General features: G+C 72.1%; 21 protein-coding genes. 11 read left to right on the top strand and 10 right to left on the bottom strand.

Going from position 1 to position 23,657, the window contains the following annotated elements:
* Window positions 1–427 precede the first annotated feature (427 nt).
* The 4 genes from tilS (at window position 428) to folE (ending at window position 5,181) form a co-directional block, all read left to right on the top strand.
* Window positions 428–1,534: a tRNA lysidine(34) synthetase TilS gene (gene tilS / locus ACWCRA_RS16605; protein WP_351557234.1), complete on the top strand. Its 1,107-nt coding sequence runs from the start codon at window positions 428–430 to the stop codon at window positions 1,532–1,534.
* A gap of 153 nt (window positions 1,535–1,687) precedes the next feature.
* Window positions 1,688–2,227 carry a hypoxanthine phosphoribosyltransferase gene (gene hpt, locus ACWCRA_RS16600; protein ID WP_351557309.1) on the top strand — a complete coding sequence of 180 codons (540 nt, stop codon included), beginning with the start codon at window positions 1,688–1,690 and terminating at the stop codon, window positions 2,225–2,227.
* 186 nt (window positions 2,228–2,413) lie between these two features.
* Window positions 2,414–4,450: an ATP-dependent zinc metalloprotease FtsH gene (gene ftsH, locus ACWCRA_RS16595; RefSeq protein WP_351557231.1), complete on the top strand. Its 2,037-nt coding sequence runs from the start codon at window positions 2,414–2,416 to the stop codon at window positions 4,448–4,450.
* Window positions 4,451–4,575: 125 nt separating this feature from the next.
* On the top strand, window positions 4,576–5,181 hold the full coding sequence (folE, locus tag ACWCRA_RS16590; RefSeq protein ID WP_351557228.1) for a GTP cyclohydrolase I FolE: 606 nt from the start codon (window positions 4,576–4,578) through the stop codon (window positions 5,179–5,181).
* 799 nt (window positions 5,182–5,980) lie between these two features.
* Here folE and ACWCRA_RS16585 read toward each other — a convergent pair.
* The 6 genes from ACWCRA_RS16585 to ACWCRA_RS16560 form a co-directional block, all read right to left on the bottom strand.
* Window positions 5,981–6,475, bottom strand: a complete 495-nt coding sequence (locus ACWCRA_RS16585; RefSeq protein ID WP_351553930.1) for a DUF3180 domain-containing protein — start codon at window positions 6,473–6,475, stop codon at window positions 5,981–5,983.
* A 46-nt stretch (window positions 6,476–6,521) separates the two neighbouring features.
* A complete protein-coding gene (folK, locus tag ACWCRA_RS16580) occupies window positions 6,522–7,109 on the bottom strand; it encodes a 2-amino-4-hydroxy-6-hydroxymethyldihydropteridine diphosphokinase (RefSeq protein WP_351553933.1) in 588 nt (195 codons plus the stop codon).
* A complete protein-coding gene (gene folB, locus ACWCRA_RS16575) occupies window positions 7,106–7,465 on the bottom strand; it encodes a dihydroneopterin aldolase (protein ID WP_351553936.1) in 360 nt (119 codons plus the stop codon). The genes folK and folB overlap by 4 nt, the downstream gene beginning before the upstream one ends.
* 222 nt (window positions 7,466–7,687) lie before the next feature.
* Window positions 7,688–8,140, bottom strand: a complete 453-nt coding sequence (locus tag ACWCRA_RS16570) for a nuclear transport factor 2 family protein (RefSeq protein ID WP_351553939.1) — start codon at window positions 8,138–8,140, stop codon at window positions 7,688–7,690.
* On the bottom strand, window positions 8,137–8,985 hold the full coding sequence (gene folP / locus ACWCRA_RS16565) for a dihydropteroate synthase (protein WP_351553942.1): 849 nt from the start codon (window positions 8,983–8,985) through the stop codon (window positions 8,137–8,139). Before folP ends, ACWCRA_RS16570 begins: the two co-directional genes overlap by 4 nt.
* Complete coding sequence (locus ACWCRA_RS16560; protein WP_351553945.1) at window positions 8,982–10,835, bottom strand: phosphatidylglycerol lysyltransferase domain-containing protein; 1,854 nt, start codon at window positions 10,833–10,835, stop codon at window positions 8,982–8,984. Before ACWCRA_RS16560 ends, folP begins: the two co-directional genes overlap by 4 nt.
* 144 nt (window positions 10,836–10,979) lie before the next feature.
* Here ACWCRA_RS16560 and ACWCRA_RS16555 point away from each other — a divergent pair, with 144 nt between their 5' ends.
* The gene (locus ACWCRA_RS16555) at window positions 10,980–12,092 is read left to right on the top strand and encodes an alpha/beta hydrolase (protein ID WP_351553948.1); all 1,113 of its coding nucleotides are present in this window, start codon (window positions 10,980–10,982) and stop codon (window positions 12,090–12,092) included.
* A 141-nt stretch (window positions 12,093–12,233) separates the two neighbouring features.
* Here the strand turns inward: ACWCRA_RS16555 and ACWCRA_RS16550 are convergent, their stop codons facing one another.
* Window positions 12,234–13,391, bottom strand: a complete 1,158-nt coding sequence (locus ACWCRA_RS16550) for an ABC transporter ATP-binding protein (RefSeq protein WP_351553951.1) — start codon at window positions 13,389–13,391, stop codon at window positions 12,234–12,236.
* 128 nt (window positions 13,392–13,519) lie between these two features.
* Here ACWCRA_RS16550 and ACWCRA_RS16545 point away from each other — a divergent pair, with 128 nt between their 5' ends.
* From ACWCRA_RS16545 to ACWCRA_RS16530, 4 genes are all read left to right on the top strand, one after another.
* Window positions 13,520–14,254, top strand: coding sequence for an ABC transporter permease (locus tag ACWCRA_RS16545; RefSeq protein WP_451067911.1), 735 nt, complete (start codon window positions 13,520–13,522; stop codon window positions 14,252–14,254).
* A complete protein-coding gene (locus ACWCRA_RS16540) occupies window positions 14,254–14,943 on the top strand; it encodes an ABC transporter permease (RefSeq protein ID WP_451067910.1) in 690 nt (229 codons plus the stop codon). The genes ACWCRA_RS16545 and ACWCRA_RS16540 overlap by 1 nt, the downstream gene beginning before the upstream one ends.
* A 107-nt stretch (window positions 14,944–15,050) precedes the next feature.
* A complete protein-coding gene (locus tag ACWCRA_RS16535) occupies window positions 15,051–16,019 on the top strand; it encodes an ABC transporter substrate-binding protein (protein WP_351554087.1) in 969 nt (322 codons plus the stop codon).
* A 197-nt stretch (window positions 16,020–16,216) separates the two neighbouring features.
* Complete coding sequence (locus ACWCRA_RS16530) at window positions 16,217–17,236, top strand: hypothetical protein (protein ID WP_451067909.1); 1,020 nt, start codon at window positions 16,217–16,219, stop codon at window positions 17,234–17,236.
* 44 nt (window positions 17,237–17,280) lie between these two features.
* Here ACWCRA_RS16530 and ACWCRA_RS16525 read toward each other — a convergent pair whose 3' ends face one another.
* Complete coding sequence (locus ACWCRA_RS16525; protein ID WP_351553962.1) at window positions 17,281–18,423, bottom strand: NADH-quinone oxidoreductase subunit D; 1,143 nt, start codon at window positions 18,421–18,423, stop codon at window positions 17,281–17,283.
* 525 nt (window positions 18,424–18,948) lie between these two features.
* A complete protein-coding gene (locus ACWCRA_RS16520; RefSeq protein WP_451067908.1) occupies window positions 18,949–19,938 on the bottom strand; it encodes an SAM-dependent methyltransferase in 990 nt (329 codons plus the stop codon).
* An 80-nt stretch (window positions 19,939–20,018) separates the two neighbouring features.
* Here ACWCRA_RS16520 and ACWCRA_RS16515 point away from each other — a divergent pair, with 80 nt between their 5' ends.
* Window positions 20,019–21,215 (top strand): sensor histidine kinase, encoded by a 1,197-nt coding sequence (locus ACWCRA_RS16515; RefSeq protein WP_351553967.1) that lies wholly within the window; start codon window positions 20,019–20,021, stop codon window positions 21,213–21,215.
* Window positions 21,216–21,333: 118 nt separating this feature from the next.
* Window positions 21,334–22,011 carry a response regulator transcription factor gene (locus ACWCRA_RS16510; protein WP_351553970.1) on the top strand — a complete coding sequence of 226 codons (678 nt, stop codon included), beginning with the start codon at window positions 21,334–21,336 and terminating at the stop codon, window positions 22,009–22,011.
* A 35-nt stretch (window positions 22,012–22,046) separates the two neighbouring features.
* Here ACWCRA_RS16510 and ACWCRA_RS16505 read toward each other — a convergent pair whose 3' ends face one another.
* Window positions 22,047–23,186, bottom strand: coding sequence for a DUF5937 family protein (locus ACWCRA_RS16505; protein ID WP_451067907.1), 1,140 nt, complete (start codon window positions 23,184–23,186; stop codon window positions 22,047–22,049).
* Between the last annotated feature and the right edge of the window lie 471 nt (window positions 23,187–23,657).

The following is a 23,657-nucleotide window of genomic DNA, read 5'->3' as shown; positions in this document are numbered from 1 at the left end:
GTGGGGCTGACGCGGGTCCGGGAAGCGCGGGTCGGTGAGGCGCGGGTCCGGGAAGCGCGGGCGCGGCGGCGGGTCGCGCCACCCACGCGCCCTCGGGAGGGCCGGGGAGCGCCCCCTCGGGGGCACAGCATCACCCGTCCGAGGGACCCTGGGGCCGTAGGGAGCCGTGCGATGCTCGGTGAGCGGCTCGGTTCTGTCACCATCATCGCACTCTCAGTGACCGAATCACCGGCCGTGTCACTCACCGACGCTCACCGACGATCGCCGACGCCGACGGAAGCCGACGGAAGCCGACGGAGCCCCCACCGGGAACCCGACCGGCCGACGGAAGCCGATGGAAGCGGCGGAAGCGACCGACACCGACCGAACCACCGCTCCGACTCCTCACCGAGGTACCCCCCAACCTCCTTCACGAAGGGCACCGGACATGGGTCCCCATCCTGCGGTCGCGGCGATACGCCTGGCGGTCCGCCGCGTACTCCACGACGTACTGACCGAGTACCCCCCGCTCCCCGACCGGGTCACCACGGCACCCCCCGCCGACCGCGTCGCACGGCTGCGCCAGGCGGCGACCCCCGCCTGTGCCGCGGCGGCCTCGTCCGCCGCCTCGTCCTCCTCCGCCGGCCCCCTGGTGCTGGTGGCCTGCTCGGGCGGCGCCGACTCCATGGCGCTCGCCTCGGCCCTCGCCTTCGAGGCCCGGAAACTCTCCGTCCGGGCCGGCGGCATCACCGTCGACCACGGTCTCCAGCACGGCTCCGACCAACGTGCCTCCGAGGTCGCCGGGCGCCTGTCCGCGATGGGTCTCGAACCCGTCGAGGCCATCTCCGTCCGCGTCGGGCGGGGCGGAGGCCCCGAGGCCGCCGCCCGCGACGCCCGGTACGCGGCCCTGGACGCCGCCGCCGACCGCCACGGCGCCGTCGCCGTACTCCTCGGCCACACCCGCGACGACCAGGCGGAAACCGTCCTGCTGGGGCTGGCCCGGGGATCGGGGATTCGCTCCCTGTCCGGGATGGCCGCCGTCTCCGGGCGGCACGACCGCTACCGCCGCCCGTTCCTCCAGCTCGACCGGCAGACCGTCCGCAAGGCCTGCATGGTGCAGTCGCTGCCCGTCTGGGACGACCCGCACAACGCCGACCCCGCCTACACCCGCTCACGGCTGCGCCACGAAGGGCTGCCCGCCCTGGAGAAGGCCCTCGGCAAGGGAGTCGTCGAGGCCCTCGCCCGGACCGCGCAGCTCTCCCGCGACGACGCCGACGCCCTGGACACCTGGGCCGCCGACGCCGACTCGTCGGTGCGCGACGAGAGCGGCCAGCTGGAGTGCGCCAAGCTCTACGCGCTGCCGCCCGCCGTCCGCCGCCGGGTGCTGCGCCGGGCCGTGATCCAGGCCGGTTCCCCCGCCGGGTCCCTGTTCGCCCGTCATGTCGAGGAAGTGGACCGTCTGATCACCGGCTGGCGGGGCCAGGGAGCCATCAATCTGCCCGGCCGCGTCGAGGCGCGCCGGCAGAGTGGCAGACTTGTCATCCGGCAAGGCTGACGCAGCCGCGGTACGAGCACGGCGGCTGAGGTCACCCGGGAGCCCCTCGCGGGCCCCCGGATTCCCGGCCCCCCGGACCCCGGCAACTCCTGCCGGACCGGGGAAGCACCCCGGAACCCGGCGAGAGAAAGCGACCGCGTGAACGAGAAGGACATGGGCACCGACCTCCAGTCGGTGCTCATCACCAAGGAAGAGATCGACGCGAAGCTGGCGGAGCTGGCCGCGAAGGTCGACGCGGAGTACGAGGGCAAGGAGCTGCTGCTCGTCGGTGTCCTCAAGGGCGCCGTGATGGTGATGGCCGACCTGGCGCGGGCGCTCTCCAGCCCCGTCACCATGGACTGGATGGCGGTGTCGTCCTACGGCGCGGGCACCCAGTCCTCCGGAGTCGTCCGGATTCTCAAGGACCTGGACACCGACATCAAGGGCCGGCACGTCCTGATCGTCGAGGACATCATCGACTCGGGGCTCACCCTCTCGTGGCTGCTCTCCAACCTGGGGTCGCGCGAGCCCGCCTCGATCGAGGTGTGCACCCTGCTGCGCAAGCCGGACGCCGCGAAGGTCGCGCTCGATGTGAAGTGGGTCGGGTTCGACATCCCCAACGAGTTCGTTGTCGGCTATGGGCTGGACTATGCGGAGAAGTACCGCAACCTCCCCTTCGTCGGCACCCTCGCGCCCCACGTCTACGGCGGCTGATCCGGCGCCCCGGCCCGGTCCGGGAACCAAGGCCCCCTTTTCGCCGTTGGACCCTGGGAGGACGGGTTTGTCGTCCCGGGCGTGCGGTCACGGCAGCGATGCTGGGGTACCGTCCGAAGAACAGTCTTTTCTCACAGCAGCATTTACCTACGGGCAGGAGGGACGGGGCGACACCGCCCCGTATGGATGGACGTGAAGCGATACTTCCGTGGGCCGGTCATGTGGATCGTGCTGGCCGTCCTCGCCGTGGTCGTGTTGATGCAGGTCGTCGGCTCGTCGGGCGGCTACAAGACAGTGGACACCGGCCAGGTCGTCCAGGCGATCGACAAGAACCAGGTCGACTCGGTCAAGCTGACCACCGGCGACGAACAGATCATCAAGGTCGACCTCAAGGGCGACCACAAGGTCAAGGGCAGCGGCAAGATCCAGGCGAGCTATATCGGCACCCAGGGCGTCGCCCTCGCCGACAAGCTTCAGACGAAGTTCGAGAACGGTGACATCTCCGAGGGATACACCGTCTCGCCGTCGAAGCAGAGCCCGTTCATCTCGGTGCTGCTCTCCCTGCTGCCCTTCGTACTGATCGTGCTGGTCTTCCTGTTTCTGATGAACCAGATGCAGGGCGGCGGCTCCCGAGTGATGAACTTCGGGAAGTCCAAGGCCAAGCTGATCACCAAGGACACCCCGAAGACGACCTTCGCCGATGTGGCGGGGTCGGACGAGGCAGTCGAGGAACTCCACGAGATCAAGGAGTTCCTCCAGGAGCCGGCGAAGTTCCAGGCCGTCGGCGCCAAGATCCCCAAGGGTGTGCTGCTGTACGGCCCGCCCGGCACCGGCAAGACCCTGCTGGCCCGCGCCGTCGCGGGTGAGGCCGGCGTTCCCTTCTACTCGATCTCCGGATCGGACTTCGTCGAGATGTTCGTCGGCGTCGGCGCCTCCCGGGTGCGCGACCTCTTCGAGCAGGCCAAGGCGAACGCTCCGGCGATCGTCTTCGTCGACGAGATCGACGCCGTCGGCCGGCACCGCGGCGCGGGTCTCGGCGGCGGTCATGACGAGCGCGAGCAGACGCTCAACCAGCTGCTCGTCGAGATGGACGGCTTCGACGTGAAGGGCGGGGTCATCCTGATCGCCGCCACCAACCGGCCCGACATCCTCGACCCGGCGCTGCTGCGCCCGGGCCGCTTCGACCGGCAGATCGCGGTCGACCGCCCGGACATGCAGGGCCGGCTGGAGATCCTCAAGGTTCACCAGAAGGGCAAGCCGGTCGCCCCGGACGTCGACCTCGGCGCCGTCGCCCGGCGCACACCGGGCTTCACCGGCGCGGATCTGTCGAATGTGCTGAACGAAGCCGCGCTGCTCACCGCGCGCAGCGACAAGAAGCTGATCGACAACCACGCGCTGGACGAGGCGATCGACCGGGTGGTCGCGGGACCGCAGAAGCGGACCCGGATCATGTCGGACAAGGAGAAGAAGATCACCGCGTACCACGAGGGCGGCCACGCCCTGGTCGCGGCGGCTCTGCCGAACTCCGACCCGGTCCACAAGATCACCATCCTCTCCCGGGGCCGTGCCCTGGGGTACACGATGGTGCTTCCGGACGAGGACAAGTACTCGACCACCCGCAACGAGATGCTCGACCAGCTGGCCTACATGCTGGGCGGGCGCGCGGCCGAGGAGCTGGTCTTCCACGACCCGACCACCGGTGCGGCCAATGACATCGAGAAGGCCACCACCACGGCCCGCGCGATGGTCACGCAGTACGGCATGACCGAGCGCCTCGGCGCGATCAAGTTCGGCGGCGACAACACCGAACCGTTCCTCGGCCGGGAGATGGCGCACCAGCGCGATTACTCGGAGGAGGTCGCGGCGCTCGTCGACGAAGAGGTCAAGAAGCTCATCGAGACCGCGCACAACGAGGCCTGGGAGATCCTGGTCGAGAACCGCGATGTGCTCGACAACCTCGTGCTGGAGCTGCTGGAGAAGGAGACCCTCGGCAAGGAGCAGATCGCCGAGGTCTTCGCCCCGATCGTGAAGCGCCCGGCCCGTCCGGCGTGGACCGGTTCCTCCCGGCGGACACCCTCCACCAGGCCGCCGGTGCTCTCGCCGAAGGAGCTGGCCCTCACCAACGGGGCGGGCTCCGCGAACGGCTCGGCCGTGGACACCACCAAGGCCACCGAGGCGGCCCCGGCTCCGGCGCCCGCGCCGGAGGAGCGCCCGGAGAGCTGATCCGCGGCCCGGGCGACCGCAGGTCACCCGGGCCCGGAATGAATGCCGCGTCCCCCCAGGTTTTAGCCTGGGGGGACGCGGCATTCTGTACGACCGCAGCCCAGAGCAAGAGGAACGAGGCACAGATGACCGACCCCGTGACGCTGGACGGCGAGGGCACGATCGGTGAGTTCGACGAGAAGCGGGCCGAGAGTGCCGTGCGCGAGCTGCTGATCGCGGTCGGTGAGGACCCCGACCGTGAAGGGCTGCGGGAGACGCCCGGGCGGGTGGCGCGAGCGTACAAGGAGATATTCGCGGGGTTGTGGCAGCAGCCGCGGGACGTGCTGACGACGACGTTCGACCTCGGGCACGACGAGATGGTGCTGGTGAAGGACATCGAGGTGATGAGCTCGTGCGAGCACCACCTCGTGCCCTTCGTCGGGGTCGCGCACGTGGGGTACATCCCGTCGGCGGACGGGAAGATCACGGGGCTGTCGAAGCTGGCGCGGCTGGTGGATGTGTTCGCGCGGAGGCCGCAGGTGCAGGAGCGGCTGACGACGCAGATCGCGGACTCGCTGATGGAGATACTGGAGCCGCGGGGGGTGATCGTGGTGGTGGAGTGCGAGCACATGTGCATGACCATGCGCGGGGTGCGGAAGCCCGGTGCCAAGACGATCACCTCGGCGGTCCGGGGCCAGCTCCGCGACCCGGCCACCCGCAACGAGGCGATGTCCTTGATCATGGCCCGCTGACCCCACGACCTCCCTGGCGGGGCTGGCCCGCCCGGCCTTGCGAGCCTGAGCAGGGGCTCAGCCTCGCGGCGCGCCTGGGGGAACCTCAGCCTCTCGGCCGGCCTGAGCAAACCCAGTCCCCTGCGGGAGCACGGGCGCTCCACCCCCTCGGGTGGCTGAGGCACACCCTCTCAGCCCTTCCGGGTGGTTGAGGCCAAGCTCACCTGGCTCTTCGGGTGGCTGGGGCACACCTACCTGGCTCTTCGGGTGGTTGAGGCACACCTACCTGGCCTCTCGGGTGGTTGAGGCCACATCCACCAAGCTCCTCGGGTGGTTGAGGCACACCCACCCAGCCGCTCGGGTGGCTGTAGGCACACCCGCCTAGCTCCTCGGGTGGGCTGCGGTGCACCACCCCAGCCCCTCCGGCGTTTGAGGAGCGGGGGTTCGGGGGCTGGCCCCCGACCGTGGCTCGCAGGATGCGGGGCCCTGTGGACCAGGGTCCGTCCTCAAACGCCGGACGGGCTGCATCTTGCGGGGTGCGGGGTCCTGTGGACCAGGGTCCGTCCTCAAGCGCCGGACGGGCTTGGGTGTGTGCGGGCACCTGTGGTGCGGGGGCCGTCCTCATGGGCCGGACGGGCTTGGGTGTGTGCGGCAGGGGCCGTCCTCAAGCTTCCCCAGAGCTTCCTCTGGGAGGTGCCCCCGGACCGGCTGGGGGTGCCGGACGGGCCGGCTTGCTCGGGGGAGCGTCGGCGACCGACGACAACGCGGCGAAGCGCGGTGCCCGGGCTCGCGAGCCCGGCAAGATCCGAAAGAAGACGACCTAGGCGGGGGCGGGGCCCGGAGGGGTGGGGTGGGGGGAATCCGGGTCCTCGGGGAGGCGCAGAACGCGCTCAAGGAAGAAGGCCGCCGCGATCACCGCCACCCCCGCCCCCACCGAAAACCCCGCGTAAATCGCCTGCTCCCGCCGCGCCGGCATCTCCAACGACCCCAGCAAAAACACCCCCACCCCTCCGTACATCCCACTCACCAGCGCCGCCACCAGCGCGCTCGCCTGCCCGAACACCACCGCGCGAGCCGCCATCAGCGGCTCCACCCCCTTCGCGCCGGGGCGCCGCTCGCGCTGGGCCTTCAGCCGGGAGCGCAGGGAGAGCGCCGTCGCCAGCAGGATCGCCGCGATGGCCGCCAGCACGATCGGCGCGGCCAGGGGCACGCTCGGGATCGTCCCGAACGACTCCCACAGCCGGGCGCCCGCCCAGGACAGCAGACCGGCCCCGGCGAAGAGACCGGCCAGTACACCGAGTCGTAGTTGCCTCACCGAGAGAGCCGCCCTTCCGTCACCGTGCCAACCAAGAGCCTAACGACTACTCCGGCAGCCGGAGTTCCAGATCGGCACGGGCGAGCACTCCCTCCCGGCCGACCGACTTCAGCAGCTCGGCCACCGGGCCGTGCCCGGACAGCTCGGCGTCCGGCTCCACATCGCACCAGGGGGCGAGCACGAAGGCGCGCTCGTGGGCGCGCGGGTGGGGCAGGGTCAGCACCGGGTCGTCCGAGACCACGTCCGCGTACGCCACGATGTCCACATCGATGGTGCGCGGGCCCCAGCGCTCCTCGCGCACCCGGTCGTACGCCTCCTCGATCGCCTGGCCGCGCTCCAGCAGGGAGTCCGGCGGCAGGGTCGTCCGCACCAGCACCACCGCGTTGAAGTACGAGGGCTGGGAGCCGGGCTCCACTCCCCAGGGCTCCGTCTCGTACACCGGGGAGACGGCCTTCACCCGGACCCCGGGGGTGTCCTCCAGCGCGTCGACCGCGCCCTGGAGGGTCTCCAGGCGGTTGCCCAGATTCGCCCCGAGGGAGATCACGGCCCGCCTGGGGTTGGAGAGGGTCACGTCCGCCGCGTCCACCTGCTCGACCACGGACGCGGGCACGGGCTGCACCGTGGGGTCGCTCATACTCGGCTCCGGGTGATCGTGACGGTCACGTCGTCGAAGGGGACGGTGATCGGCGCGTCGGGCTTGTGCACCACCACCTCGACCTCCTGGACGCCGTCGTGCTGGAGGCAGCTGCGGGCGATCCGCTCCGCCAGGGTCTCGATGAGGTCGACGGGCTCGCCCTCGACGATCGCGACGACCTCCTCCGCCACGACGCCGTAGTGCACGGTCTTCGCCAGGTCGTCATCGGCCGCTGCGGGGCGGGTGTCGAGGCCGAGCACCAGATCCACGATGAAGGTCTGCCCCTCCTCGCGCTCCCGTGGGAAGACGCCATGGTGCCCGCGGGCCTTGAGGCCGCGCAGCGCGACACGATCCACGCGAATCACTCCTGCTCTCGTAGGTCATCCGGGCATACGGCCACACATCCACCCAACCACGGCTCGTGTGCCCATTCGAATCTACCTGCGGCCACCGACACCACTCGCCCGCGGGGCCGCTCACCGGGACGCCCGGCCGCCGGTGGACCGGCTTCTGCCCCGCGCCGGGGCCCCGAACCCTCCCGGGCCCCCGCCCGTCCGCCCGCGGCGGCCCTGCCCTCCCTAGGAGGGGGCCTCCTCGCCCTCGTCCTCGTCCCCGGCGCTCTCCGTGAGCACGGGGGAGCCGTGGTGCGACCAGATCCGCCACCCGTCCGCCGTGCGGCGGAACACGTTGGTGGCGACCACCAGCTGCCCCACCAGCGGCCCCAGCTCACCGCTCTCCTCGGCGGGCCCGCCGCTGAGGATGTTCTCCGTGCAGGTCACGAGCGCGGTGTCGCCCACGAGGCTGACCTTCACATCGGTCAGGAAGAACTGGATGTACTCGGTGTTCGCCATGATCAGGGCGTAGGAGCGCAGCACCTCGCCGCGCCCGGAGAGCACCGGCCACCCCGGGTGGATGCAGGAGATGTCGTCGTCCAGCCAGAGACCGGAGAGCGCCTCGAAGTCGCCGCGCTCCATCGTCTCGTAGAACGTGGTGTTGGCCTCCTCGACCTGCTCGATGTCGGTGCGGCTCACCGGGCGGCCTCGACGGCGCGGGCGACCCGGACGGCGTCGGCCGTGGCCCGGACCTCGTGGACACGGACGGCCCAGGCGCCCTCGTGGGCGGAGATCGCGGAGATCGCGGCGGTGGCGGCGTCCCGCTCCCGGGCGCGGGGCGGGGCCCCGTCCTTGGTGTCCCGGGCGAGGACATGGCCGAGGAACCGTTTGCGGGAGGCGGCGACCAGCAGGGGGCGGGCCAGCTCGCGGAAGTCGCGCAGATGGGCGACGAGCGCGAGATCGTGCTCGGCGTCCTTGGCGAAGCCGAGACCGGGGTCGACGACGATCCGCTCGGGCGCGATACCGCCGGCGACGACCGCCTCCATCCGGGCGCGCAGCTCGCCGATGACCTCGGCGACCACGTCCTCGTACACCGCCCGGCTGTTCATGTCCTGGCTGAAGCCGCGCCAGTGCATCACCACGAAGGGGACCTCGGCGGCGGCGACGGCGGCGACCATGCCGGGGTCGGCGAGCCCGCCGCTGACGTCGTTGACGAGGACGGCGCCCGCGGAGACGGCCCGGTCGGCGACGGAGGCGCGCATGGTGTCGACGGAGACCGTGACGCCCTCGGCGGCCAGCCCCCGGACCACCGGGACGACCCGGCGCAGCTCCTCCTCCTCGTCCACCCGGCTGGCCCCGGGCCTGGTGGACTCGCCGCCCACGTCGATGAGGTCGGCGCCGTCCGCGACGAGGTCCAGCCCGCGCTTCACGGCGGCGGTGGTGTCGAACCAGCGACCGCCGTCGGAGAAGGAGTCGGGTGTCACATTGACGACCCCCATGACCGCGCAGCGATCCCATTCCGGCAACCCGCTCAACGTACTCATACGCCCAGCCTAGGGCCTGCCGGTGCGGGCGGTGCCGTCAGCGGGGGGCCCGTCCGCCGGCGCCGCGGGCGGGGGAGGGGCGCGGTCACGAAACCCTCCGCCCGGAGCGCGGCGAAGGCGATCCTCGGCAGGTCACGGGCGCTGCGGAAGACCACGAAGCGCGGCTCCCACCGGGGGCGGAACTTGGCGTTGAACCGGTACAGCGACTCGATCTGGAACCAGCGCGAGAGAAAGACCAGCAGACCGCGCCAGAGCCGCAGCACCGGCCCCGCGCCCAGCCGCTCGCCCCGGGCGAGCGCCGCGCGGAACATCGCGAAGTTCAGCGAGACCCGCTCGACCTTCAGCCCGGGGGCCGCCCGCAGCGCGGCGACGATCAGCAGTTCGTTCACGCCGGGGTCGGCCGAGCGGTCGCGCCGCATCAGCTCCAGGGACATGCCGTCCGTGCCCCAGGGCACGAAGTGGATGACCGCCTTCAGATCGCCGTGGGGCGCGCCCGGGTCGTCGTCCCGGTGCGCGGTGGCGATCACGGCCTCCCCGTCCGAGGGGTCCCCGATCCGCCCCAGCGCCATGGAGAAGCCGCGCTCGGTGCCGGTGCCCCGCCACGCGTCGGCGGCGCGCCGGATCGCCGCCAGCTCCTCGTCGGGGAGGTCGTGGGCGCGGCGCACCCGGGTGGTGTACCCGCCGCGCTCGATCCGGTTCACCATCTGGCGGACATTGCGCATCGCGCGCCCGGAGAGGGAGAAGTCCGCGACCTCCACCACCGCCTCGTCGCCCAGCTCCAGCGCGTCGAGCCCGGCCTCGCGGGTCCACACCTCGCCGCCGGTCCGGGAGCAGCCCATCACGGCGGGGGTCCAGGCGTGCGCCCGGGCCTCGGCCAGGAAGCGCTCGATGGCGCCGGGCCACGCCTCGGCATCGCCGACCGGGTCGCCGGAGGCGAGCATCACCCCGGAGACGACCCGGTAGCAGACGGCCGCCTTCCCGCTGGGCGAGAAGACCACGCCCTTGTCGCGCCGGAGCGCGAAGTGCCCGAGGGAGTCCTGGGCGCCGTGCCGGGCGAGCAGATCGCGCAGCCGCTGTTCGTCGTCGGCGCCGAGCCGGGAGTCCGGCCGCTCCGGTCGCAGGAGGGCGTGGAGCGCGCCGGCGGCGGTGAGCAGTCCGAGGGCTCCCAGGGTGTACGCCACGGTCCAGGGCGCGCCCCCGGTGTGGGCGACGGGTCCCTCGAAGCCGAGGAGCCCGTACAGGGTGTGCTTCAGCAGGTCGCCGGGGCCGGGGGAGCCGGGCGCCCGGTCCGGGTGGGCGGCGGTGACGGCGGTGACGGCGGTCCCGGCGGCGAGCGCGCCGGCGCCCAGGAGGGCGAGGACCGCGAGGGCCCGCCGCCGGCCGCGCGGGTCGGGCCGGGCGGAGAACTCACGGCGGTGGGCGATCAGCGGCACCAGGACCACGAGCGGCGCGATCGCCAGCGCGGCCGGCTGCCCGTGGAGGAGGTGCCCGAGCGCCCCGGCGGGCAGCAGCACCGCGGCCGCCCGCCAGGCCGGCCGTTTGCGGCGTCTGAGGCCGTGCGCGAGCAGTACGAGCAGGACACCGGTGGTGAGGGAGAGCGCGGCGGCGTACGGCCCGGTGGCGGAGAGTCCGGCGGCGTACGGCTCCGGGGTGCCGGCGGTCCCGCTGTGCCGGAGCGCCGGGCGTATCCCCGCGGTGATATCGATCAAGCCGATGAGCGCGCAGGCCGTGGCGGTGAGACTGGGCACGGCCCGGGGGCGGGGGCCGCGCAGCAACCGCCGGACACGCCGTCGCCGGGTGACCCGTCCCGGAACCGATCCGGATTTGTCCCCATCTACCGTTGCAGACATCGCTTCCCATGACGTTGCGAAAAACCTGTGCCGCTGGGCCGCGGTCAGGCGGCACCGGACGATTTGCGTTACCTAGGACGGGACTTTCCGGGGGCGGGTTGACTGGTACATCACGAAATATTGAGAGAGCGAGTTTTACGTCTCATGGGTCTGACCAGTGGCTATGTCCTGACGGGAGCCGTTGTGGCGGCCGTGGGGCTCTTTGTGGCGACCATCTGGTTCTGGCCACGGCTGGCCGGCCGGAGCCCGCGTGCGGTGTGCGGCCGGATCGGTTTGCTGCTGGCGACACAGCTCTCCCTCTTCGCCACCGTCGGGCTGGTGGCGAACAACGCGTTCCTCTTCTACGGCTCCTGGTCCGATCTCCTCGGACGGGAGCAGCGGCTCGGGGTGGTGGTCGACCACTCGGCGGACGCGGACCGGATCGAGGTCGTCGACCGGCGGATGGCCCCGGTGGAGGGCGGCGCGCGGCCCGAGAAGGGCGGCCGGCTCCACAAGGTCGTGGTGCGGGGCGAGAAGTCCCGCATCACCGTTCCGGCCTATGTCTATCTGCCGCCCGAGTACTTCCGGCCGGAGTACCGGAAGCGGAACTTCCCCGTCGTGGTCGCGCTCACCGGCTATCCGGGGACGGCGGAGAATCTGATCAAGGGGCAGAAGTATCCGCAGATCGCCTTCCGGAAGGCCCGGGAGGGGCGGATGCAGCCGATGGTGCTGGTGATGCTCCGTTCGACGGTCGCGCCGCCGAGGGACACCCAATGCGTCGACATCCCGGGCGGACCGCAGGCGGAAACGTTTCTGGGCGAGGATCTGCCGGCCGCCGTGGCACAGACCTACCGGGTGGACACCGCACCGCGCGGCTGGGGCGTCATCGGTGTCTCCACCGGCGGCTACTGCGCGCTGAAGATCGCCATGCACCACCCGCAGCGGTACTCGGTGGGCGTGGGGCTCTCCGCGTACTACAAGGCGGCCGAGGACCCGACGACCGGGAACCTCTTCCGGGGCGACCAGGCCCTGCGCGACCGGGCGGATCTGCTGTGGAGCCTGGACCACCGGCCGCAGGGCAGGACGTCGTTCCTGGTGACCAGCTCCCGCACGGGGGAGGACAACCTCGGCGCGACCCGGGAGTTCATCTCCCGGGTGCGGCCACCCGCCCGGGTCTCCTCGATCATCCTCGACAGCGGCGGCCACAACTTCACCACCTGGTCGCGCCAGGTGCCGCCCGCGCTGGAGTGGATGAGCGGCCGGCTCGGCGCGCGCTGACCCCGACCCCCGGTCCGGCTGCTCCGCCGTCCTGCCCCTGCCCCTGCCCACCGGCCCGGCTGCTCCGCCGTCCTGCCCCTGCCCCTGCCCCTGCCCACCGGCCCGGCTGCTCCGCCGGCCTGACCCCGACCGCCGGTCCGGCTACTCCGCCGTCGCCACGGTCGCGATCGACTCCAGCTCCACCTCCGTGCGCGGGATGTCCTGCGCGTCGGCGTCGATGGAGCGCCGCAGCGCCTCGTGCAGCCTCGCCGGGGTCAGTACGCCCAGGAAGCGGCCGGTCCCCTCCTCGTCGATCACCGCGATCCAGCCGGCGTCGTGCTGGAGCATGGTGGCGAAGGCCTGCTTGAGGGAGGCGCCCAGCGGCAGCCAGGCGTCCATCCGGCGGGCGTGCTCCCGCACGGAGCCCTGCGCGCGCGCCTGCTCGGCGGAGATCCAGCCGTGCAGATCGCCCGCCGTGTCCAGCACCACGGCCCAGCGCGCGCCCAGCTCCCGGGGCAGCGGATCGTCCAGCCCGACGACCGGCGGCTGCTCCAGGTCGCTCTCCTCGATGGGGGTGACCGAGAGCCTCTTGAGCCCCCGGTCGGCGCCGACGAAGTCCGCGACATAGGGCGTCGCCGGGGTGCCGAGCACCGCCGCCGGGGCGCCGAACTGTTCGATCCGCCCCTGTCCGTACACGGCGATACGGTCCCCGAGGCGCACCGCCTCCTCGATGTCGTGGGTGACGAAGAGCACGGTCTTGCGCACCTGGGACTGGAGCTTGAGGAACTCGTTCTGGAGGTGCTCGCGCACCACCGGGTCGACCGCGCCGAAGGGCTCGTCCATCAGCAGCACGGGAGGGTCGGCCGCGAGCGCGCGGGCCACACCGACCCGCTGGCGCTGGCCGCCGGAGAGCTGCTCGGGGTAGCGGTCGCCGTACACCGACGGGTCGAGGCCGACCAGATCGAGCAGTTCGGCGGCGCGCTCCCGGGCCCGGGCGCGCTTCCAGCCGAGCAGGTGGGGGACGGTCGCGGTGTTCTCCAGCACCGTCTTGTGCGGGAAGAGGCCGACCTGCTGGATCACATAGCCGATCCGCCGCCGCAGGGTGACCGGGTCGATGGCGGATATGTCGTCGCCGTCGAGGAATATCCGCCCGCTGGTCGGTTCGATGAGCCGGTTGACCATCTTCATCGTGGTGGTCTTGCCGCAGCCGGAAGGACCCACCAGGGTGATCAGTTCGCCCTCGGACACCTCGAAGGACAGATCGTCGACGGCCGTCGTTCCGTCCGGATATCGCTTGGTGACATTCTCGAAACGGATCATGGCTCCCCATTGTGGCGCGTGGTGTGTGAAGGGCGTGTTGCCGCTGTGTGCCGTCTCTCGGCGATTGTCAGTGGCCAAGGTTAAGGTCATCAGACATACGAAGGGGATGGGCGGGGAGGTGGGGAATCATGAGTATGCGACTGGCCGCGCAGAGCTGTCTGGCGGCCAATGACTGGATCTGCGGGGAGTATCTGCGCTCCCGGAGTCAGGAGTTGACCGATGCGACGATCGAGCATGTCTGGATCACCGTGGCATCGGTGCTGATCGGGCTCGCGGTGGCATTCCCGCTGGCGCTTCTCGCGCGGGCGCGGCCCGCCTTCGCCGCCCCCGTCCTCGGCCTGACCACCCTCCTCTACACGATTCCGTCGCTGGCGATGTTCTCGCTGCTGCTGCCCGTTTTCGGCCTCTCGGCCGCGCTCGTCGTCACCGGGCTCGTGCTCTATTCGCTCACCATTCTCGTGCGGAACATCCTCGCCGGGCTGGACGCGGTGCCCGCCGAGGCCCGGGAGGCCGCCCGGGGCATGGGGTACGGCCCGGGCCGGCTGCTCTGGGAGGTCGAGCTGCCCCTCGCGCTGCCCGCGCTGATGGCCGGACTGCGGATCGCCACCGTCTCCACCGTCGCGCTGACCACCGTCGGCGCGCTCATCGGCAAGGGCGGCCTCGGCAACCTCATCGACGACGGGGTGCAGACCACCTTCAAGGCCCAGGTGCTGACCGCGTCCGTGCTCTGTGTGCTGCTGGCCGTCGTGGCGGATCTGCTGCTGCTCGGGGCGCAGCGGCTGCTGACGCCCTGGACCCGGATATCCGGGGCCGCCCGGGCGTCGGGGACGACCCCGGAGCCCAGGACCGGGGGGGCCGTCTGATGGGGGTGCCGGCCGATGCGTGGACCTGGCTCACCACCGGGTCCAACTGGTCGGGGGAGAGCGGTGCCTGGCACCGCCTCGGCGAGCATGTGTACGTCAGTGGCGCGGCGCTGCTGCTGGCCTGTGCGATAGCCCTGCCGCTGGCGCTCTGGCTCGGCCACCTCGGCAGGGGCGGCGCGCTGGCGATCAACATCTCCAACGCCGGGCGGGCCATCCCCGTCTTCGCGGTCCTCGCGCTCTTCATGCTCACCCCCCTCCGCAGCGCCGGATACGCGCCGACGATCATCGCCCTGGTGCTCTTCGCGGTGCCGCCGCTGCTCACCAACGCCTATGTCGGGATGCGCGAGGTCGACCGGGCGGTGGTGGAGGCCGCGCGGGGGATGGGGATGTCGGGGAAGCAGGTCTTCCTCCGGGTGGAGCTGCCGCTCGCCTACCCGCTGCTGATGACCGGGCTCCGGTCGGCCGCCGTGCAGGTGGTCGCCACCGCCACCATCGCCTCGATGGTCGGGCAGGGCGGTCTGGGCCGGATCATCACCGCCGGGTTCAACACCTTCGACACCGCGCAGGTGGTGGCCGGGGCGCTGCTCGCGGCCGGGCTCGCGCTGCTGGTGGAGGGGGTGCTGGTGATCGCGGACCGGCTGTTCAACCCGCTGCGCACGGCGGTCGCGCGACCGCGCGGGGCCGTGTGAGCCCGCCTTCCCCGCACACGATCGCCCAGGGTGGCACGGCCCCTCACAAACCCTCATGAACCCTCATGGACGCATGGACCCTCATGGACCTCTGGACGGAGAACCTGATGCGCAAGACCTCTCGTATCGCGGGAGCGGCACTGGCCGTGGTGGCCCTGACGGGTTCTCTCGCCGCGTGCGGCGGCGACACCCTGGAGAAGTCGAAGGACGGCGGCTCGGGCGGCGGCTCCGGTGAGAAGGGCTCGCTGGTCGTCGGCTCGGCCTCGTTCACCGAGTCCAAGGTCCTGGCGGAGCTGTACGCGCAGATCCTCGCCGACACCGGCTACCGGACCTCGATCACCACGGTGAAGAACCGCGAGCTGTACGAACCCTCGCTGGAGAAGGGGGAGATCGACGTCGTACCGGAGTACGCGGCGACGATCGCCGAATTCCTCAACGCCAAGGTCAACGGCGCGAAGGCGCCCGAGGAGAAGCCCGTCGCCTCCAGCGACGCGAAAGCCACCGTCGCCGCGCTCACCGAGCTGGCCGGGCCGCGCGGGCTGAAGGTGCTCCCGGCCGGCGGGGCGGTCGACCAGAACGCCTTCGCGGTGAGCCGGGAATTCGCCGAGAAGAACAACCTCAGGACACTTTCCGATCTTGGAAAGTCCAAGCTGAAGGTCAAGGTCGCGGCGGGCGACGAGTGCACCGTGCGGCCGTTCTGCGCACCGGGTCTGAAGAAGACCTACGGTATCGATGTCACGGGCGTGGACCCCAAGGGCGTCGGCACCCCGCAGTCCAAGCAGGCCGTCAGGGACGGCGATGTGCAATTGGTGCTCACCACCACCACGGACGCGGTGCTGGACGGACTGGTCTTCCTGGAGGACGACAAGAAGCTCCAGAACGCGGACAACGTCCTGCCCGTGGTCAATGCCAAGGACGCCGGCTCACCGGAGATAGCGGAAGCCCTCGGCAAGATCACCAAGGCGCTGACGACCGAGGATCTCGCCGAGTTGAACCGCAGGGTCGACGCCGAACGGGCCAAGCCGAAGGATGTGGCGAAGGAGTATCTGGAGTCCAGGAACCTGCTCGGGAAGTAGACCGCGGGCCGCGAGCGGTGAAGAAGGGGTGAAGGGCGGCCCGGCGTTCCCGGCGCGGAAGCGGAGGGAGATCCGCGGGGAGATCCGGAGGAAGAACCCGAGGAAGAACCGGGGTTCCGATCCCGATGGTGTTCGGGAACGAGAGTTTTTCCGGGCCGATATCCCCATCCGCTTCTCCGCACGGTAAATTTCAGGCCATGCCACGTGGACGCCACCGCCATTCCCCGCCCCTGCACAGGCTGCTGCCGCCCAGCGCGGTCGCCGGAGCGTCCGCGTTGTGCGCCGCCGGCGCGTGGCTGCTGAGTGAACCGGTCCTGCTCCGCGCCCTGGTCGGCGCCGCGGCCGCCGCCGCTGTGACCGGCGCGTTTCTGATGCGCCACTGGGATCGCGCGGCGGGTCTCCAGGTCGCCGATCTGACCCGGGGCCGGGCCAGTGACGCCGTCAAGGCCGAGGAGCGGATAGCCGAACTGGAGGCGGATGTCGAGGAGTCGCGCGAGCTGCGCGCCAAGCTCGACGCGAAGCTGCGCGCCAAGCGGGTCGAACTGGCCGCCCTGCGCGGTGAGCACGCCGCCCTGCTGCGCCGTTACGCCACCGCGGAGACCGAGCGGGCCAGCGCGCTCGAAGGGCGCCGGCAGCTCGCCGTCGAGGCGGACGGGCCGAGGGCGCTGCCCGTGGCCGGGGCCTCGCCCACCGCCTCCACCTATCTGCGCGCCGCCAGGGCCCTGGACGACCTCGCGCGCAACGCGGTGTCGCAGCGGTCCGGGCGTACCGCCAAAGCGGTTCCGGCGGTGGCCGCACAGCCCGGGAAGGCGGACGAACCGCCGCAGGGGAAGCACACGGCGGACGCCGGGGCGAAGCCGCGCCCCCGCCCGGCCGCCGCCCTCCCCGCCAGGCGCTCCGCGGCGATCGTTCCCTACGGCCCCCGGCGGGGCGCCGTACCGGCCCGGCCCGAGGGCCACTTCGACTTCTTCGGCACCCAGGGCGCGGAGGCGGCTGCCGTGCCGGCCGCCCCGGCACAGCGGGCGATCGAGGCCGTGCAGGAGCAGGATCTCGCCGATGTCGTCGGCGAGGAGGCGCTCGCCGACGCGGCCCCGGCCCCTGCCCCGGCCCCGGTCGCCGTGGACCGCGCGGCCGTCGGCGAGGTGATCGATCTGACCGCGCACGACGAGACGGAGCGGCTCGACCTCGGCGAGCTGCGGGACGCGGTGAACTCCTGAGCGGAGGGTGGGCCCGGCCTGGCCCACCCACCCGCCCGCCGGGCTCACTTGTCGATGTCGCCGACGACGAAGAACAGCGAGCCCAGGATCGCGACCATGTCCGGCACCTGTGTGCCCGGCAGCAGCTCGGCGAGGGCCTGGATGTTGTTGTACGACGCCGAGCGCAGCTTCAGCCGGTACGGGGTCTTCTCGCCCCTGGAGACCAGGTAGTAGCCATTGATCCCGAGCGGGTTCTCCGTCCAGGCGTAGGTGTGGCCCTCCGGGGCCTTGAGCACCTTGGGCAGCCGCTGGTTGATCGGGCCGGGCTCCAGATCGGCGATCCGGTCGAGACAGGCGTCGGCGAGGTCGAGGGAGTTGTACGTCTGGTCGAGCAGCACCTCGAAGCGGGCCAGGCAGTCGCCCTCGGAGCGGGTGACCACCTTCAGGGTGTCGGCCAGCTCCCCGTACGCCAGATAGGGCTCGTCCCGGCGGAGGTCGAAGTCGACGCCGGACGCGCGGGCGATCGGGCCGCTCACACCGTACGCGTGCACGGCCTGCTCGGAGAGGACACCGACGGCGCGGGTCCGGCCCCGGAAGATCTCGTTGCCGAGCACCAGCCGGTCGTACACGTCCATCCGCGAGCGCACCTCGGCCACGGCGTGCCGCACCCGGCCGAGCCAGCCGGCCGGGAGGTCCTCCTTGAGGCCGCCGACCCGGTTGAACATGTAGTGCATCCGGCCGCCGGAGATCTCCTCCAGCACGCTCTGGAGCTCCTCGCGCTCCCGGAAGGCGTGGAAGACGGCGGTGATGCCGCCCAGCTCCAGGGGGTAGGAGCCGAGGAACATGAGGTGGTTGAGGACCCGGTTCAGCTCGGCGAGCAGGGTGCGGGTCCAGACGGCGCGCTCGGGGACCTCCATGCCGAGCATCCGCTCGACGGCCATGACGACGCCCAGCTCGTTGGAGAAGGCGGAGAGCCAGTCGTGGCGGTTGGCGAGCATGATGATCTGGCGGTAGTCGCGGGCCTCGAAGAGTTTCTCCGCGCCGCGGTGCATGTAGCCGATGACGGGTTCGGCGTGCTGGATGATCTCGCCGTCGAGGACGAGGCGGAGGCGGAGGACGCCGTGGGTGGAGGGGTGCTGGGGGCCGATGTTGAGCACCATGTCGGTGCTTTCCGCGGCGCCGCCGATGCCGAACGTGGTCTCCGTCATGCGTTCAGTATCCCCCGCCCTCCGGCGGGCCCCGCACCTGAGGGCCTCCTGTCGAGCCCACCGCCACTCCGGCCCGCCTGGCCCGGCATCTCCAGCCGGTCCGGGGGTACCTCCCGGAGGCAGCTCCGGGGGAGTTCGAGGACGGCCTCGCGCCACGGGCGGCCCGAGCATTCCCGGCTGGTCCGGCATCTCCAGCCCGTCTGGGGGGACCTCCCGGAGGCAGCTTCGGGGGGTTTGAGGACGGGCCCCGGGTGACGGAAGACCCGAGCAATTTCAGCCCGTCCGGCGCTCGAGGACGGACCCTGGGCGACAGGTGCCCGCATGCTGCGGGCCTCGGTCGGGGGCCCTGCCCCCGAGCCCCGCGCCTCAATCGCCGGCGGGGCTGGAATGTGTGCCGGCGGGGCTGAGCGGCCTCAGCCGGTCCGGGGGGACCTCCCGGAGGCAGCTCCGGGGGAGTTCGAGGACGGGCCCCGGGTGGCGGGCGACCCGAGCAAACCCAGCCCGCCCTCACACCCGGGTGGACCGTCAGGACGGGGGGACGGGCTGGTGGAGCCAGAGGAAATCGCCCAGGCCGCCGGGGGACATCAGTTCGGCCGCCTCGCCGGCGGCGGAGAGGGCGCGGAGGTACTCCGCGGGGGACGTGGACGCCAGGGAGAGGGGCGGGCGGGCGGGGGAGACACCCAGGGCCGCCAGGGCCGCCCGCTGAGAGGTCAGGGTCGCCCCGGGCAGCGCACAGGCGTCCAGCGCCACATGCGCCGTCAGATCACAGCTCCCGTCCGGCACCGCCCGCACCTCCCGCCCACCCCGAAACCCGGTCAGCGTCCCGAACAGCGGCCGCGCCCCCGCCACGTGCGCGTAGTCCACCGCCACCGCCAGCCCCTCCCGCATCCCCGCCACGACCCCCTCCCACGCCGCGTCCCTGCTCCCCCCGATCTCCGCCCGCGCCCCCGGCTCCTCCAGCGGCCACCACCGCTCCAGCCACCGCGCGTCCGCACCCTCCACCGGCTCCCCCAGCCGTTCCGTGCCGTCCCGCCGCACCAGCACCCGGCGCACCACTCCCTCCGCGTCGACCTCCGCGACCTCGGCGGGCACATTGTCGAGCCACTCGTTGGCGAAGAGCAGCCCGCTGACCCCCGCCGGGGGCTCCGGCAGCCATTCGATGCGCGGGTCGAGCCCCTCGGGGCGGGCGGCGCGCTCCACGGCGTACGCCCGTACCGGGTATCCGTCCGGCAGCGCCGCCAGCACCCCCGCCAGCAGCTCCCCCCGCCCCGCGCCCATGTCCACCACCGACGGCTCCCCGGCCCCGGAGCCCAGCCCCTCCACCGTGGTTCTCAGCAGCCGGGCGACCGCCGCCGCGAAGAGGGGCGAGGCGTGCACCGACGTACGGAAATGCCCCGCCGGGCCCTCGGGCCGCAGATAGAAACCGCCGGGCCCGTAGAGCGCGGCCTCGGCCGCCTCCCGCCAGCCGCGCCACGCATACGTATCGCCGTCGTCCGCCACGCGACCAGTCTCCACCTTGCGGAGTACGCCCCGGCCCGCCGGATCGCTCTGACGGTTGACCCCTACACCTGTCCTCCTTCCCTACTCTGGGTTACGTGCAGCGCGTCTATGACTTCATTCGCAGACACCCCACCGGTGTCGACACCTTCTGGGCCCTGGTCCTGTTGGCGCTCTCCCTGATGCAGCTCGCACAGGAGAGGAGCTACAACCCCAGCTGGGCCGGTGTGCCCATCTCCCTGGGGCTGGCCCTGGTGGTCGCGCTGCGCCGCCGGATTCCGGAGCGGATGCTCGTCCTCACCGCCGTGCTGGGCGTCCTCCAGGTCGTGACGGACATCCGGGTCGTCCCCGGCGACTTCGCGATGCTGGTGATCATCTATACGGTCGCCGCCCGCGACGCCCCGAAGTGGGCACGCCGGCTGGCCCTCGTCGGCGGGCTGGTCGCGGCGCCCGTGTCCCAGATCGCCTGGCCGCCCGATCCGTCCATATCCACCACGGGCCAGGTCTTCTTCATCATCGTGCTGGCGGTGCCGTTCGTGCTCGCCTGGGTCCTCGGCGACTCGATACGCACCCGCCGGGCCTACTTCGCCCAGCTGGAGGAGCGGGCGATGCGGCTGGAGCGGGAGCGCGAGGCCCAGTCGAAGGTCGCGGTCGCCGCCGAGCGTGCCAGGATCGCCCGGGAGCTGCACGATGTCGTCGCGCACAACGTCTCCGTGATGGTGGTCCAGGCCGACGGCGCCGCCTATGTCCTGGACGCCGCCCCCGACCAGGCCAAACAGGCCCTGGAGACCATTTCCAGCACCGGCCGCCAGGCGCTGGCCGAGATGCGCAGACTCCTCGGGGTGCTGCGCACCGGTGACGCGCCGGAGAGCGGTGAGTACGTCCCCCAGCCCGATGTGCGGCAGATCGAGGAGCTGGTCGAGCATGTCCGCGCGGCGGGGCTGACCGTCGACTTCAGGGTCGAGGGGACGCCGAGGCCGCTGCCGAGCGGGGTGGAGCTGACGGCGTACCGGATCGTCCAGGAGGCCCTCACCAACACCCGCAAGCACGGTGGGCCGGAGGTCGGCGCGAGCGTGCGGCTGGTCTACTTCGACGACGGGCTCGGACTGCTCGTGGAGGACGACGGGCGGGGCGCCTCCCACGAGCTGTACCAGGACGGGGGCGCCGACGGCCAGGGCCACGGACTCATCGGCATGCGGGAGCGCATCGGTATGGTCGGCGGCACCCTGGACGCCGGGCCCAGACCCGGCGGAGGATTCCGGATCAGTGCTCTGCTGCCTCTCAAGCCCGCCTAGTCCGCCTAGTCCGCCTAGCCCGCTCAGCCCGCTCAGCCCTCCCGGCCCGACCGGCCCGCCCAGCTCTCCGGGCCGGCCTCTCCCTTCGAATCCCTTCGAACGATTGAGACCCGCTGACATGTCCATCCGTGTGATGCTCGTGGACGACCAGGTGCTGCTGCGCACCGGATTCCGTATGGTGCTCGCCGCCCAGCCGGACATGGAAGTGGTGGCGGAGGCCGGCGACGGCGCGGAGGCCATCGAGATCCTGCGCGCCACGGCGGTGGACGTCGTCCTGATGGACGTCCGCATGCCGAGGCTGGACGGGGTCGAGGCGACCCGGCGGATCTGTGCCGCGCCCCGTCCGCCGAAGGTGCTGATCCTGACCACGTTCGACCTGGACGAGTACGCCTTCTCCGGGCTGAAGGCGGGGGCCAGCGGTTTCATGCTCAAGGACGTGCCGCCCGGTGAGCTGCTCGCGGCGATCCGCTCGGTGCACAGCGGGGACGCGGTGGTCGCGCCGTCGACGACCCGCCGGCTGCTGGACCGTTTCTCCCCGATGCTGCCGAGCGGCGGGAGCGAGCCCCGGAACAAAGAGGTCGACCGGCTGACCGAGCGGGAGCGCGAGGTGATGCTGCTGGTCGCGCAGGGCCTGTCGAACGGGGAGATCGCCGGCCGGCTGGTGCTCTCCGAGGCCACCGTCAAGACGCATGTGGGGCGCATCCTCACCAAGCTCGGTCTGCGGGACCGGGTGCAGGTGGTGGTGCTGGCGTACGAGACCGGTCTGGTGCGGGCGGGCGGCAACCCGGGGAAGTGACGCCCGGCCCGGCCCCGGCCGGGGCCGGGGCCGGCTCAGCGCAGCACCGTCTCCAGGAAGTCGCTGCCCAGCCGGGCGACGGTGGTGACATCGAGCTGGTGCAGCACATAGCGCCCGCGCCGGCGGGTGGAGATCAGCCCGGCCTTCCTCAGGACGGAGATGTGGCGGGACACCTCCGGAGCGGTGATCCCGCAGGTGTCGGCCAGCTCGGTGGTCGTGTACGGGGTACGGGCGAGGCTGCGGCAGAGCCGGATGCGCATGGGGTGGGCGAGGGCCTCCATCCGCAGGGTGAGCAGCCCGACCGACGACGGGTCGGGGACGGCGGGTGACCCGACGGGGTAGTGGATCACGGGGCGCCAGCCGGGGGCGTGCAGCACCATCAGATGCGGCCAGCCGTAGCTGGACGGGATGAGGGTGAGCCCGGCGGCGGCCGGGTTGCCGCCGGGGACGGCGGTCGTCCGGCCGTCGGAGATCTTGTCGGCGGTGATACGGGTGCGGTCCTCGTCGACCGAGAGCGCGGCGGAGACGGAGCGCAGCGCCTCCGCGAGGCCCTTGTGGCGCAGCAGTTCGGTCTGGTGCCGGGCGTCGGCGGCGAGCTGGGGGAGGACCCGGCGCCAGGTGTCGGCGAAGAAGGCCTCGTCGCAGTCCTCGAAGAGCCGGCGGACCCAGGCGCGCACGGCGGTGGGGTCGTCGAGCAGCCGCCGGGTGAAGTCGAGCTGGCGAGGGCCCCGGAAGGCGGCCAGCTCCAGGGCGCGGTCGCGGCGGGCGGGGTCGCGCAGGGCGGAGGGGCCGCCCCGGCTGTACCGCTCCGAGCAGGTGAACTCCAGGGCGGCGGAGACGAAGGTGTCGTCGTCGAGCCGGTCGAGGAGGTCGAGGTCCCCGGCGAGGGTGGGGGAGGGTGAGGGGGTGGTGGTGCCGGAGCGAGGTCCGGCGAACGGCATGAACACATCGGAGAAGGTGGTCCGCCAGAGGAAGTCCGCCTCGCAGAGCCGGTCGGCGAGGTCGGGCTTGAGCGACGCGGAGGTGGCGGTGGCCCAGCCGTGCAGCCCGGGGTGGTGGCCGGGCTCGGCGAGGGCGTGCAGGGCCACGCCGAGTTCGGCGAGGGGGGATATCTCGAAGACGACGCGCTCCGGGGGGAGGCCGCTGATGTCGATGGTGACGCTCACGGGTCCCATGGTGGGGGTCGGACGCCCCGGAAAGCCCCCCACTTGACGCCCGCCGTCAATCGGCCCCCCGGGCCCCGGCAGCCCCAGCCGGTCCGGCGTGTGGGAATGCACCTCGCGCTGGGGCGGCCCGAGGTGCCCCCGGCCCGTCTGGGGGCACCTTCCGGAGGCAGCTCTGGGGGAGTCTCAGGACGGACCCCGGGTGACGGGTGGCCCGAGCAACCCCAGCCGGTCCGGCGTTTGAGGACGGACCCTGTGCCAGCGGACCCCGCATGCTGCGGGCCGCGGTCGGGGGCCGGCCCCCGAGCCCCCGCTCCTCAATCGCCGGAGGGGCTGGATTTCGTGCCTCGGCCCATCGGCGGAGCCGAGCAACCCCAGCCCGTCCGGCGTTTGAGGACGGACCCGGGGTGACGGGGGACCCGAGCAACCCCAGCCCGTCCGGCGTTTGAGGACGGACCCCGCACCACGGGTAGCCCGAGCAAC

The organism is Streptomyces sp. NPDC001889 (assembly GCF_053594535.1).
This window is presented reverse-complemented; position numbering and strand designations above follow the sequence as displayed.